This is a genomic window from Streptomyces sp. SID8352 (genome assembly GCF_009862265.1).
Classification (GTDB): Bacteria; Actinomycetota; Actinomycetes; order Streptomycetales; family Streptomycetaceae; genus Streptomyces.
Genome location: NZ_WWGX01000108.1, coordinates 1 through 13,045 on the forward strand (window position 1 = coordinate 1; position 13,045 = coordinate 13,045).

The window sequence follows — 13,045 nt, forward strand, 5'->3', positions numbered from 1 at the left end:
GTGCCTGCGGCGCATCTTTTGGTGGGTGGGGGTGTTTGTTGCGCCTTTGGTGTTTTGGGGTTGGGGCCGGGGCGGGGGTGGTCGTCCTCGGAACGGCGCGGAATGGGGNGATTAGGGGGCGCACTCTGTTGACGCGCCAACCTCTGCGGGCGGCCACCCCCGCCCCGTCCCCTTGCCGCCGTACGCGGGTGCGGGCACCTCGCCCACCCTTCTTCGTCGGCTTCTCGCCGTACGCGGGTGCGGGCACCTTGCCCGGCCTTGTCCTCCAACTCGCGCCGTGGGCAGGTTCGGGTACTCGCCCACCTTCTCCGTCGGCTTTCGCCGTGCGCGGGTGCGGGCACCTCGCCCGTCCTTCTCCGTCGGCTTTCGCCGTGCGCGGGTGTGGGGCGGGCTCACTCTCGTGTTCCGGTGCGCGGGTGTGTGGACGGGGTGGGTCAGGGGGGTGGGGGCAGGGTGGTGAGGAGGGCGTCGATCAGGGGGCGGTCCTGGGGGCGGGTCAGGAGGGCGCGAGCCTCGGCGGGCGGCAGCCACAGCACCCGGTCGACCTCCTCCGAGGGCGCGAACGTGCCCCCGGCCGCCTCGGCCGCCCAGTAGTGGACCTCCTTGGGACGCCCGTCCTTCAGGTACCGGACCGTGGGCAGTTCCGTGCCGGGGACCGCCGTGTGTCCCGTCTCCTCCGCCACCTCGCGCAGGGCCCCGGCGAGCCGGTCCTCGCCGCGCTTCAGCTTGCCCTTGGGGTGCGACCAGTCGTCGTACTTCGGCCGGTGGATCAGGCAGATCTCGACCCGGTCGGCCCGGCGGCGCCACAGGACGCAGCCGGCCGCCCGGACGGGGGCGGTCATCGCGGGACTCCAGGGTGCTGTCGCCAGTCGTGCCGGAAGGCGTACCTGGCCGCCTCCACCTCGTGCCGCTGGTCGGCGTGGAGCACGCCGAGGGCGTACGCCGTGGCCGGGGCGATGCGGGGGGTGCGGGCGGCCTGGGCGGCCTCGGCCGCGGCCTCCGCCGCGTCCCGGTGCCGGTCGAGCGCCTCGCTCGCCGCCCGGCCGCCGTCCCCGGGGGTGCCGTGTCCGGCGACGACCTCGTGGGCGTAGCGGCGCAGGCGCAGCAGCAGGCGGACCTGGTGCCAGGGCGCGTCCTGCGGGTGGGGCACCGGGTCCGGGGACAGCCCGTGGGCCAGCGCCTCCGCGTGGTACGGGTGCCCTCCGGTGAACGGCGGCAGCGCCGCCACCGCGTCCGCGAGGCGGTCCGCCGCCGCCCCGGCGAGCGGGCGCAGGTCGGCCGTCGCCGCGCCGGGGCGCAGCGGGACCTCGCTGGCCAGTAACGCCACCTTGTCGGCGACCGCGTGGAAGCGGCTGCTGCCGAGTGCCTGCAGGGCGGTGGAGTGGGCCCGGGTGCGGGCCAGCGTCAGTCGGCGGTCGAGCAGCGCGGCGGCCTTGGCCGCGCCAACGGTGAGGCCGCGGCCGGGCGGCGCGGGCAGGGTGGCCGTCGCGGGGCCGGCCGGGGCCGCCGCAGGGCGCCGGGCGGCCGGGTGCGCCGGTTCCGGGACCTCCGCCGGGGTGCCGGAGAGGCGGTGCAGCGCCCGCAGCAGCCGGTCCAGGCGGGCCGCGTGGGCGTGCTCCAGCGCCAGCGTGCCCGAGAGCCACGCCAGCTCGGGCCGCATCTCCTCGGACCAGTCGGCGTCCAGCACCGGCAGGTACGTGTGCAGGGTGCCGCTGATGCGGCGGGCGGCCCGGCGCAGGGCCAACGGCGCGTCGGCGGGGTCCTGCGGGGCCTCGTCCGCGCCCGTGGCGGCCGGGGCGCGGTACAGGCGCAGCGCGCGGAGGAACTCCGTGGCCTGCGCCCGCAGGTAATCCGCGAGCGCCTCCGCCGGGACCGGCGCACAGCGGGCGGGTTCGCCCGTCCGCGAGCGGGGTGCCCGGTGGGGCGGTTCGGCCGTCGCGTGTCCGGTGACCGGGTGGGTTCCCGTCGTGCCGGGACGGCCGTCCGGGCCGGGTCCCGGGACCGCGGGGTCAAGGTGTCGCTGTGCCACGCCGGCGCCTCCGGGCGTCTATGAGCATCTCCTGGATGTTGCGCAGGGGCTGGCCCTCCGCGTCCGAGGCGTGCCGGGTCCACTCGCCGTCCGGGCCGAGGTGCCAGGACGCGGTGGTGTCGGCCGTGCCGGTCTCCAGGAGCCGGATGAGGGCCGCCCGGTGCGCCGGGTCCGCCACCCGGACCAGCGCCTCGATGCGGCGGTCCAGGTTGCGGTGCATCATGTCCGCGCTGCCGATCCACACCTCCGGTTCGCCGCCGTTGCCGAAGGCGAAGACCCGGGAGTGCTCCAGGAAGCGGCCGAGGACCGAGCGGACCCGTATGTTCTCCGACAGCCCCGCCACCCCCGGGCGCAGCGCGCAGATCCCGCGCACCCACACGTCGACCGGGACGCCCGCCTGTGAGGCCCGGTAGCAGGCGTCCACGACGGCCTCGTCGACCATCGAGTTGACCTTGATGCGGACGGAGGCCGGGCGGCCGGCGCGGTGGTGCTGGATCTCCTTGTGGATGCGGGAGACCAGGCCGTCGCGCAGCGACTTGGGGGCCACCAGCAGCCGGCGGTAGGTCTCGCGGCGCGAGTAGCCGGACAGGCGGTTGAACAGGTCCGAGAGGTCCGCGCCGACCTGCGGGTCCGCCGTGAGCAGGCCCAGGTCCTCGTAGAGGCGGGCGGTCTTCGGGTGGTAGTTGCCGGTGCCGACGTGGCTGTAGCGGCGGAGCGTGTCGCCCTCCTGCCGGACCACCAGCGACAGCTTGCAGTGGGTCTTCAGCCCGACCAGCCCGTACACCACGTGGCAGCCGGACTCCTCCAGCTTCCGCGCCCACTTGATGTTGGCGTGTTCGTCGAAGCGGGCCTTGATCTCGACCAGGACCAGCACCTGCTTGCCGGACTCCGCCGCGTCTGTCAGCGCGTCCACGATCGGCGAGTCGCCGGAGGTGCGGTACAGCGTCTGCTTGATCGCCAGCACGTCCGGGTCGGCCGCCGCCTGCTCCAGGAACGCCTGCACCGACGTCGAGAACGAGTCGTACGGGTGGTGCAGCAGCACGTCCCGGCCGCGCAACGCGGCGAAGATGTCCGGCGCCGACGCCGACTCCACCTCGGCCAGGTCGCGGTGGGTGCCCGCGACGAACTTCGGGTACTTCAGCTCCGGGCGGTCCAGGCTGTGGATGCGGAAGAGCCCCGTGAGGTCCAGGGGGCCGGGGAGCGGGTACACCTCGGCCTCGCCGATCTTCAGTTCGCGGACGAGGAGGTCCAGCACCTCGCGGTCGATGGACTCCTCCACCTCCAGCCGGACCGGCGGGCCGAACCGGCGCCGCAGCAGTTCCTTCTCCAGCGCCTGGAGCAGGTTCTCGGCGTCGTCCTCCTCCACCTCCAGGTCCTCGTTCCGGGTCAGGCGGAACGCGTGGTGCTCCAGCACCTCCATCCCCGGGAACAGCTCCTCCAGGTGCGCCGCGATCACGTCCTCGATCGGGACGTAGCGGCCCGGGGACGCCTCCAGGAAGCGGGACAGCAGCGGGGGCACCTTGACGCGGGCGAAGTGCCGGTGGCCCGTGACGGGGTTGCGGACGACGACCGCGAGGTTCAGGGACAGGCCCGATATGTACGGGAACGGGTGGGCCGGGTCCACCGCGAGGGGGGTCAGGACCGGGAAGATCTGGTGGCGGAACAGGGTGAACAGGCGGGCCTGCTCCTTCTCCGCCAGCTCGCTCCAGCGGACCAGGTGGATGCCCTCGTCGGCCAGGGCCGGGGCCACGTCCTCGTGGAAGCAGGCCGCGTGCCGGGCCATGAGCTCGCGGGAGCGGGCCCAGATCATCTCCAGCACCTCGCGGGGCTGCAGACCCGAGGCGGAGCGGGTGGCCACGCCGGTGGCGATGCGGCGCTTCAGCCCGGCGACGCGGACCATGAAGAACTCGTCCAGGTTGCCGGCGAAGATCGCGAGGAAGTTGGCGCGCTCCAGGAGGGGGGTGCCGGGGTCCTCCGCGAGCTCCAGGACGCGTTCGTTGAACGCGAGCCAGCTCCGTTCGCGGTCGAGGAAGCGGTTCGCGGGGAGCCGGGCGCCGCCGGCCCGGGAGGCGGCGGATTCCTCGTAGCCGTCCAGGTCGGCGTCGATGTCGGGCTCCGGATCGGACACCGCGGCGGCCACGGTGTCCGAGCGGTGGGCCGCGATGGAGCCCACGGAGGGCTGCGGCTGCTGGACCTCTGCCTGACTCTTGGGCTGGCTCATGGACCCATTCTTCCGCGCTGGGCGCAGGACGGGCGCGTCGGACAGCGCGGGACGCTCCGGCACGGCGGACTGCTTCATTCACCGAGCGTCGCAAGGCTGTCTGAATCGATGGTTACGGGGACATGACGTCCGGGGTGCCTGCCGACGGCTTGGGGGTCGGTGGCGGGGGGCCGGGTTTCGCCGCCCGTTCCGTCCGGGGGCGCTGCGGCCTGCGGGAGGGGGCGGTGACCTGCGGGAGGGGGCGGTGGCGGCCCTTCGCGGGTGCTCCGGTGCGGAGCGCGGTGGTGCGGGGGTGCCTGCGGCGGCGGCCCGCGGGCGGGGGTGCGCGTCGCGCCTCGGGTGCGTGTGGGGGCGGGGGCGCGCCGGAGGGTGACCGTCCTCGGAACGGCGCGGAATCGGGTGGTGACGAGGCGCACTTTGTTGACGCGCCGACCGCTGCGGGCGGCCCCCGTCCCCCGACGCCTCATCGCCGTGCGCGTCCGCGGGGGCGGGGGCCGCCGTCCCGACGCCTCACTGACGTGCGTGCCTGCGGGGCCGCGTCCATCGTTGCCTCCGCTGTTCCGTTGTGGGGCGTCCACGGGTCTGTGCCTGCCGTCGCGTCCGCCCGTGCCGTGCGTCCGCGGGGTCACGTCTTCCGTTGCGGCCGCTTCTCCCTCGTGCGCGTCCGCGGTGGTAACCCGTGGTGCGCGCGGCAGTGGGCCGACTCCTCGGTCGCGTCGGGGCGGGGGCCCGCCGCGCGGCGGGTGTGCCGGACGCCGTGGCGTGGGGCGGGGGTGGGTGAACCGGATCGTGGGGGTCGTGCGATGAAGGGGTGTGAGTGAGACGAGGAGCGACGGGCAGCTGCTGCGAGCCGTCGCGGCGGATGCCGACCGGCATGCCTTCGAGGAGCTGTACCGCCGGTACGCCCCCTGGCTGAGCGCCCGGCTGCGTGGCCGCTGCGCCGACCCGGGCGTGGTCGACGACGTCGTCCAGGAGACGTTTCTCGCGGTCTGGCGCGGCAGCGCGCGGTACCGGGAGGACGGGGACGTGGCCGGCTGGCTCTGGCGCATCGGCTCCCGGCGGCTGATCGACGCGCTGCGCGGCGACGGCGCCCGGGGCCGGCTGCGGCAGACCCTCGCCCGGCTGCGGCACCGGGACGAGGCGTCGGCCGAGGACAGGGTCCTCGCCGGGGTAGAGCACGGCGACCTGGCCGGGGCCCTCGTGCGGCTCTCGCCGGAGCTGCGGGCCGTGCTCCAGGCCACGGTCGTCGACGGGCTGACCACCCGCGAGGCCGCCGTCCTGCTCGGCATCCCGCCGGGCACGGTCAAGACACGGGCCATGAGGGCCCGGCGGCAGTTGCGGGAGGCGCTGGCATGACGAACGTGAGCGGCGGCTGGCACGTCGACGTGGAGGACCTGCGGGCGTACGCCCGGGGCGAGCTGACCGCCCCCCGGCTCTGGTCCGCCGACACCCATCTGACCGGCTGCGCCCCCTGCCGCGCGGCGCTGGCCGAGGTGAGCGATCCGGTGGCGCTGGACGCCGGATGGGAGCGGCTCGACGCCGAGCTGGACGCGCCGCGCGTCGGCCGGTTCGAGGCCGTGCTGATGCGGCTCGGTGTCGCCGACGACACGGCCCGGCTGCTCGCGGCCACCCCCGTGCTGCGGCGGTCCTGGCTCAGCGCGGTGCTCGCCGTGCTGCTGATGACGGCCCTCGTCGGCCTGTCGTACGGCGAGACCGGCACCCCCGTGCCGTTCCTGGCCTGCGCTCCGCTGCTGCCGCTGGTCGGGGTGGCGCTGGCGTACGGCCCCGCGCTGGACCCGACGTACGAGATGAGCGTCGTCGCCCCCCTGCACGGCTTCCGGCTGCTGATGATCCGCACGGTGGCGGTGCTGACCGTCGCGCTCGGGGTCAACGGGCTGGCCTCGCTCGCCCTGCCCGGGTACGGGCTGCGCGCCCTGGGCTGGCTGCTGCCCGCCCTGGCGCTGACCGCCGGCGGGCTGGCGCTGGCCCCCCGGCTGGGCGCGGTCCTCGGACCGTGCGTGGTCGCCGGGGCCTGGGTCGCCGTGCTGTTCGCCGCGCACTCGGCGCGGGCCGCCGCCGGTGATCCGCTGGCGCCGTTCACCGCCGCCGGGCAGGGCGTGGCCGCGGTGGTGGCCCTGGCCGGGGCCGGGGTGCTGTTCCTGGCCCGGGACCGCTTCGACATCCGCGCGCGGGGTGCCGCGTGACCCTTTTCCACCGTTCCCACTGGGGGAGTGCTTCCGTATGACCTTCGCCGTTTCCGCCTCGGGGCTCAGTCTCCGTTACGGCGGCATCCGCGCCCTCGACGATGTGTCGCTGCGGCTGACCCCGGGCGTCACCGGACTGCTCGGCCCCAACGGGGCGGGGAAGACCACCCTGCTGCGGGTGCTGGCGACCGCCGTGCCCGCCGACCGGGGGCGGTTCACCGTGCTGGGCCACGATCCGGCGACCGCCCGGGGCCGGCAGGAGGTGCGGCGGCGCCTCGGCTATCTGCCGCAGACGCCCGGCTTCCACCCGGACTTCACCGCCTTCGAGTTCGTCGACTACGTGGCCATCCTGAAGGAGCGGACCGACCGCGGCGCCCGTCACCGCGAGGTGCGCCGGGTCCTGGAGGAGGTCGACCTGGGGGAGGTGCGCGGTCGGCGGATCAGGAAGCTGTCCGGCGGCATGCGGCAGCGGGTCGCGCTCGCCGCGGCGCTCGTCGGCGACCCCGGCTTCCTGGTGCTCGACGAACCGACCGTGGGCCTCGATCCCGAACAGCGCATGCGGTTCCGGGAGCTGATCGCCCGGGCCGGGGAGGGGCGGACCGTGCTGCTCTCCACCCACCAGACCGAGGACGTGGCGATGCTCTGCCACCGCGTCGTCGTCCTGGCCGCCGGTGCCGTGTGCTTCGACGGGACCCCCGCCGAGCTGACCGCGCGGGCCGCCGGGCGGGTGTGGAGCAGTACCGGGCGCGATCCGGGCGCCATCGCCGGGTGGCGCACCGGCACCGGCTCGTTCCGCAACGTCGGGACGCCGCCCGCGGACGCCGAGCCGGCCGAACCGACCCTGGAGGACGGCTATCTGCTCACCCTCGACGGAGCGGGCGCGGTGGTGTCGGCATGACGCTCCTGGACCGGCGGGCCCCCGGAGCGAGCGGCGCGGTGGACGGCGGTGCGCGGGCGGTGCTCGCCCTCGCCCGCTTCGAGGCGCGACGGCTGCTGCTGGGCGTCCCCCACCTCATCGCCCTCGCCGCCTACGCGGCCTGGATCGTCTGGCGCACCCGGAGCTCCTGGGACGGCTTCCCGGCCCTCCAGGACGTCGACCGCTCCACCCAGAGCATGCCGCTGCTCGTCGGGCTCGCGGTGCTGATCGGCGCCAACCACGGAGTGCTCCGCTCCCGTCGGCACGGCACCGAGGACCACTTCGGATCGCTGGTCCTCGCCCCCGGCCACCGCACGGCCGCCCATGTCCTGTCCGTGGTGCCGGCCGCCCTGCTCGTCGCCGTGTGCGTGGCCGCGCAGTTCACCTGGGAGGCGCTCAAGCCCGGCGCGATCGGGCACGGGTCGCCCGGAGAACTGCTCGTGGGCCCGCTGACGGTCCTGCTGCTCGGCATCGTCGGGGTGCTGCTGGGACGGCTGGCGCCCGCGCCCGTGGCCGCGCCGCTGCTGGTGGTGTGCGCCCTGTTCGGCCTGGGGATCGGCGCGTTCCTGCCCGGCGGGGGGAACGTGGACTGGCTGACGCCCGTCGTGACCGAGCAGAGCGGCAGCACCCTGCCCTCCGGGCTGCTGGGCCGCCCCGCCGCCTGGCATGCCCTCTATCTGGCGGGCCTGGCGCTCTGCACGGGCTTCCTGGCCGTGCTGATCGGCGGCGGGCGCGGCACGCTGGTGAAGGCGGGCGTCGCCCTGTCGCTCGTGCTCACGCTGATCGGCGTGAGCGGCCAGAGCGGGGAGGTGCCGTCCAGGGTCGTGGCGGCGCGGGAGCGGGCCTCGACCGCCCCGGAGAAGGAGCAGAAGTGCGTCGAGCGCGGGCGGACCACCTACTGCGCGTTCGCCGAGTGGGAGCCCCGGGTGGGGGACTGGGCCGGGGTCGCGGACCGGGTGCGGTCGCTCACCGGCGGCTCCGCCCGTGAGCGACCGCTCCTGGTGCGGCAGCGGATCGACGCCCGCCACGGTCTCGAGGGTGACGCCGCGCTTCCCCCGGCCGGTGCCCGGGACCAGGTCACCGTGGGCACCGCCTGGGGCGGCAACCGGGTCCCCGAGTTCGCCGCCGCCGTGGCCTCCGTGCTGGTCACGGGCAGTGAGGCGGAGGCCGGGGAGGTCTGCGACGGGCGGATGGTCACCGTCATGTGGCTCGCCCTGAGCTGGTCGGACGATCCGATGGACGCCCTGCGCCGGGTGCGTCTGGACGACAGTGTCGAGGGCGCCGCGATCGTGCTGTCGCCCACCGATCCGCTGACCATGACGGAGGGCCAGACCGACGTCGTACGGCAGCTGTTGGAGCGGCCGGAGGACGCGGTCGCCGGGAAGGTGACCGCCCACTGGGCCGAGCTGACCGCCCCCGGTGTGACGACGGACCGGGTGGCGCGGCTGCTGGGCGTGTCGGGTCCGGGTAGGGGCGACGCGTGCGAGTGACACCGGGGAGGGGGAGTGCCGTCGTGACGGTGCCGTTGGTGGCGGCCCTGGTGCGGCCCGTGTGGCGGACGCTGCCGTGGCGGTCGCTGGGTGCCGCCGGGGGTGTGGGGCTGCTGCTCGCCGGTCTGTCGCGGGTTGCGGGGGGAGGGGTCTCGCCCTGGCTCGCGCTCGTCCTGCTGCGTGCCGCGGTGCTCGCCGGGGCCGTGGGCCTGGCCCTGCTGCTGGACGACCCGGCCCGGCACCCGACCACACCGGTGCCGGTGCCGCGCCCGCTGCGGCAGGCGCTGCGGGCCGTGCTGGTCGCGCCGCTGGCCGCGCTGTGGTGGGCGGTGGTGCTGTGCACCGTCCCGACGGGGATACGGCCGCCGGTGGCCGGCATCACCGTGGAGGCCGTGGCCACCGGTGTTCTGGCGGTCGCCGGTGCCGTGGTCGCGGTGCGGCTCACCCCGGAGCCGCGTCCGGGGCCGGGTGTCGCGGTGGGGCTGCTGCTCACCGCCGTCCTGGCGGCGCTGCTGCTGCCGCACGGCTGGAGCCTGTTCCCGTCCCCGGACGACCCGTCATGGTCCGCCGCCCACGACCGCTGGACCCTGGTCACCATCGGCGCGGTGGCGGCGTGGGCGCTCTGCACGGGGGAGCCGCTTGCGCGGGGGACGGGGAGAGGCCGGGGCGGGCGGGATACGCCGGGTTAGCCTGCCTGGGCCGCTGGGCCGCTGGGCCGCTGGGCCGCTGGGCCGCTGGGCCGCTGGGCCGCCGGGCCGCCGGGCAGCCGGGCAGCCGGGCAGTTGGGCTGACCGTGCCTACGAGGATGGCCGTGGCCCCCGCCCCGGGCGACCACTGGTCTACCGGCTCCGTCTGTTGCACCGGTTCACCGGCTCGTCCGCCGTCCGGGGCACCGGGTCATCTGTCGGCCGGCTCACTGGTGGGTCCGGCTGTCCGGTTCGTCCGGCGTCGGGCTCACCTGCCGTCCGGCCCATCGGCTCATCCGCTGTGCGGTTCACCGGCCCACCCGCCGTCGGGCCCACCGGTTCACCGGCCCGCCCGTTGCCCGGCTCACTGGCCGTCCGGCTCACCGGCTGACCCGCCGTCCGGTTCACCGGCCCGCCCGCCGTCGGGCTCGCCCCGCGTCCGGCTGTCGGCCCGCCCCCGGCCCACCGCCCCGCCCCGGCTCGCCCGGTGGCGTCAGGATTCCGTTCGGTACATCAGGTCCGTCTCGTGGGTGGTGAAGCCCAGGCGTTCGTAGACGGCGACCGCGGCCTCGTTGTCGGCGTCGACGTAGAGCATGGCCGTGGGGATGCCGAGTCCCGCGAGGTGGCGCAGGCCGATGGTGGTCAGGGACTTGCCGAGACCGCCGCCCTGGGCGTCCGGGCGCACGCCGACCACGTAGACCTCGCCGAGGCCCTCCCGCTCGTGGACCTTGGTCCAGTGGAAGCCGATCAGCTCACCGGCGCGCTCGGCGAGGAAGAACCCCGCCGGGTCGAACCAGGGTTCGGCCTTGCGGTCGTCGAGGTCGCGCTGGGTCAGGGAGCCCTGCTCGGGGTGGTGCGCGAAGGCGGCGGCGTTGACGGCGAGCCAGGCGGCGTCGTCCCGGCCCGGGACGAAGGGGCGGACGGTGACGCCCTCGGGGAGCACGGGGTCGGGCAGGTCCAGGCCCGTCAGGGGGCGGCGCATCTGCCGCAGTTCGCGGAAGAGGGCGAGTCCGAGGACCTGGGTCAGATGCCGAGCCGCGGGGTGGCCGCCGTGGGCCCACACCCGCAGCCGCTTGCCGGAGGCGGCCAGCAGCGCGGAGCCCAGCGCCCGTCCGTGGCCCATGCCCCGGTGGGCGGGGTGGACGACCAGTTCGGCGGCCGGGGGTTCCACCGGGTCGGTGTCCTCCAGTTGGGCGTAGCCGATGATGTCGCCGTCGCAGGTCAGCAGCAGATGGGAGACGCCGTCCCGGGCGCCGCCGCGCAGTTGCAGCCGACCCTGCTCGGAGACGGCCTGCTGCCCGTCGTGCCGGGCGGCCTCGGCGAGCAGGGCCAGGACGGCGTCGGTCTGATCCGGGGAGAGCTCGGCGCGGGTCTCGATGGAACGGGGTCGGCCGCCGGGCCGCGAGGTCTCGTCGCTGGTCATGCGTACGAGGGTACGGGGCCGAGGCGTTCCGGCGCCGAAGGTGAACCAGCTTGTAACCGGGAACCCCTGTCGCGCTACGCGCGTTGAATCTAGGCTGCGCCGACGGGCCGTCTCCTTCCGGGCGGCCCGCACGGACGCCGACCGAACAGGGGCGCGCATGCCAATCACCGCACCGAAGAACCGGCCCGGCCGCAGTCGTCTGAGGAGCCGTCTGCTGGCGTCGGCCGCCGGGCTCGTGACCGCCGGGGCGCTCGCCGCCGCCGCGCTGCCGGGAACGGCGACCGCGGGCGAGGGCCGGCAGGACCGGGGGCAGGGCCGGCAGGATCAGGAGCAGGCCGAGGGCCACAAGCCCGGGCACTACCAGGACATCCAGTTGCTGTCCTTCAACGACCTGCACGGCAACCTGGAGCCCCCGGCCGGTTCCTCGGGCCGCGTCACCCGGCTCCAGCCGGACGGCTCGACGCAGACCGTCGACGCGGGTGGCGTGGAGTACCTCGCCACCCATCTGCGCCGGGCCCGCAAGGGCAACCCGTACTCCGTCACCGCCGCCGCGGGCGATCTGGTCGGCGCGTCCCCGCTGCTGTCGGGCCTGTTCCACGACGAGCCCACCGTCGAGGCGCTCAACAAGCTGGACCTCGACGTGGCGGGCGTCGGCAACCACGAGTTCGACGAGGGTGCCCGGGAGCTGGCCCGCCTGCAGAACGGCGGCTGCCACCCCGTCGGGGGCTGCTACACCGACAAGCGGTTCAAGGGCGCCGACTTCCCCTACCTCACCGCCAACGTCCTGGCGGAGAGGAGCGGAAAGCCCCTCCTCAAGCCCTACTGGGTGTGGAAGGAGAAGGGCGTCAAGGTCGGCTTCATCGGGGTGACCCTGGAGGGCACCCCGGGCATCGTCTCCGCCGAGGGCGTGAAGGGCCTCAGGTTCGAGGACGAGGTCGAGACGATCAACAAGTACGCCGAGGAGCTGGAGCGCCAGGGCGTGAGGTCGATCGTGGCGCTGATCCACGAGGGCGGCTTCCCGGCCTCGTCGGCCTACAACTACGACTGCGACTCCCCGGGCGCCGGGGCGGGCATCTCAGGGCCGATCACCGACATCGCCAGGAACGTCTCGCCCCGGGTGGACGCGCTGGTCACCGGCCACACCCACAACGCGTACGTCTGCACGATCCCGGACCCGGCGGGCAACCCGCGCATGGTCACCTCGGCCTCGTCCTTCGGCCGCCTGTACACGGACACCACGCTGACGTACGACCGCCGTACGGGGGACATCGCGCGGACCGAGGTAAGGTCCGCCAACCGGGTCGTCACCCGGGACGTGCCGAAGGCACCGGACATGACCCGGCTGATCGACGGCTGGAACACCCTGGCCGCCCCCATCGGAAACCGCGCTGTCGGCCACATCACCGGTGACATCGGCCGCGACGGCACCGAGTCGCCGCTCGGCGACCTGATCGCGGACGCGCAACTCGCCCACGGCAGGACCCTGGACCCGCGTACCGACCTCGCCCTGATGAACCCGGGCGGCATCCGGGCGCCCCTGACCCACGCAGCGTCGGGTGACGAGGGCGACGGCGTGGTCACCTACGCCGAGGCGTTCACGGTGCAGCCCTTCGCCAACACCGTGAACCTGCGCACCTACACGGGAACCCAACTGCTCCGGGTCCTCGGGGAGCAGGTGTCCGGGGTGAACGAGGCTGCGCCGAAGGTCCTCCAGGTCTCCTCGGGCCTCACGTACACCCTGGACCTGACGAAGAAGGGCGCCGACCGGGTCGTAGCGGACTCCGTCCGGCTGGGCGGCGCGCCGCTGGACCCGGACGCCACCTACCGGGTCGCGATGAACAGCTTCCTCGCGGGTGGCGGCGACGGCTTCGCCACGCTCGGCAAGGGCACGGACGAACGCGTCGGTGGCGACGACCTGGCCGCGCTGGAGCAGTACCTGACCAGGAACTCCTCGGCGGCTAACCCCCTCGCCCCGCCTGCGGCGGACCGCATCACGGTCATCCGCTGACGCCTCCCCCTCCTCGACCGGGCCCCTCTCTCCCTCCAAACCCCCTCCACAGCGCGCGGCGGTGCCGG

The 13,045-nt window shown here is 75.0% G+C and carries 10 protein-coding genes; 6 read left to right on the top strand and 4 right to left on the bottom strand.

The window, feature by feature from the left end; genetic code table 11:
* Window positions 1-434 precede the first annotated feature (434 nt).
* The 3 genes from GTY84_RS31470 to GTY84_RS31480 form a co-directional block, all read right to left on the bottom strand.
* Window positions 435-842: an NUDIX hydrolase gene (locus GTY84_RS31470; RefSeq protein WP_161229836.1), complete on the bottom strand. Its 408-nt coding sequence runs from the start codon at window positions 840-842 to the stop codon at window positions 435-437.
* Window positions 839-1,846 carry a CHAD domain-containing protein gene (locus tag GTY84_RS31475; RefSeq protein ID WP_202552494.1) on the bottom strand — a complete coding sequence of 336 codons (1,008 nt, stop codon included), beginning with the start codon at window positions 1,844-1,846 and terminating at the stop codon, window positions 839-841. The genes GTY84_RS31470 and GTY84_RS31475 overlap by 4 nt, the downstream gene beginning before the upstream one ends.
* A 163-nt stretch (window positions 1,847-2,009) precedes the next feature.
* The gene (locus GTY84_RS31480; protein WP_161229838.1) at window positions 2,010-4,250 is read right to left on the bottom strand and encodes an RNA degradosome polyphosphate kinase; all 2,241 of its coding nucleotides are present in this window, start codon (window positions 4,248-4,250) and stop codon (window positions 2,010-2,012) included.
* Window positions 4,251-5,063: 813 nt separating this feature from the next.
* Between GTY84_RS31480 and GTY84_RS31485 the strand changes: the two genes are divergently transcribed.
* Genes GTY84_RS31485 through GTY84_RS31505 form a run of 5 tightly spaced genes read left to right on the top strand, consistent with a single transcriptional unit; the run spans window position 5,064 to window position 9,549 of the window.
* On the top strand, window positions 5,064-5,606 hold the full coding sequence (locus GTY84_RS31485; RefSeq protein ID WP_161229839.1) for an RNA polymerase sigma factor: 543 nt from the start codon (window positions 5,064-5,066) through the stop codon (window positions 5,604-5,606).
* A complete protein-coding gene (locus GTY84_RS31490) occupies window positions 5,603-6,454 on the top strand; it encodes a zf-HC2 domain-containing protein (protein ID WP_161229840.1) in 852 nt (283 codons plus the stop codon). Before GTY84_RS31485 ends, GTY84_RS31490 begins: the two co-directional genes overlap by 4 nt.
* 37 nt (window positions 6,455-6,491) lie before the next feature.
* Window positions 6,492-7,352, top strand: coding sequence for an ABC transporter ATP-binding protein (locus GTY84_RS31495; protein WP_161229841.1), 861 nt, complete (start codon window positions 6,492-6,494; stop codon window positions 7,350-7,352).
* Complete coding sequence (locus GTY84_RS31500; RefSeq protein WP_161229842.1) at window positions 7,349-8,860, top strand: ABC transporter permease; 1,512 nt, start codon at window positions 7,349-7,351, stop codon at window positions 8,858-8,860. The genes GTY84_RS31495 and GTY84_RS31500 overlap by 4 nt, the downstream gene beginning before the upstream one ends.
* Window positions 8,861-8,883: 23 nt before the next feature.
* Window positions 8,884-9,549, top strand: coding sequence for an ABC transporter (locus GTY84_RS31505; protein WP_345943591.1), 666 nt, complete (start codon window positions 8,884-8,886; stop codon window positions 9,547-9,549).
* A 490-nt stretch (window positions 9,550-10,039) separates the two neighbouring features.
* Here the strand turns inward: GTY84_RS31505 and mshD are convergent, their stop codons facing one another.
* Window positions 10,040-10,969, bottom strand: a complete 930-nt coding sequence (gene mshD, locus GTY84_RS31510) for a mycothiol synthase (protein WP_161229843.1) — start codon at window positions 10,967-10,969, stop codon at window positions 10,040-10,042.
* A gap of 157 nt (window positions 10,970-11,126) precedes the next feature.
* Between mshD and GTY84_RS31515 the strand changes: the two genes are divergently transcribed.
* Window positions 11,127-12,977 carry a bifunctional metallophosphatase/5'-nucleotidase gene (locus GTY84_RS31515; protein ID WP_161229844.1) on the top strand — a complete coding sequence of 617 codons (1,851 nt, stop codon included), beginning with the start codon at window positions 11,127-11,129 and terminating at the stop codon, window positions 12,975-12,977.
* Window positions 12,978-13,045 lie beyond the last annotated feature (68 nt).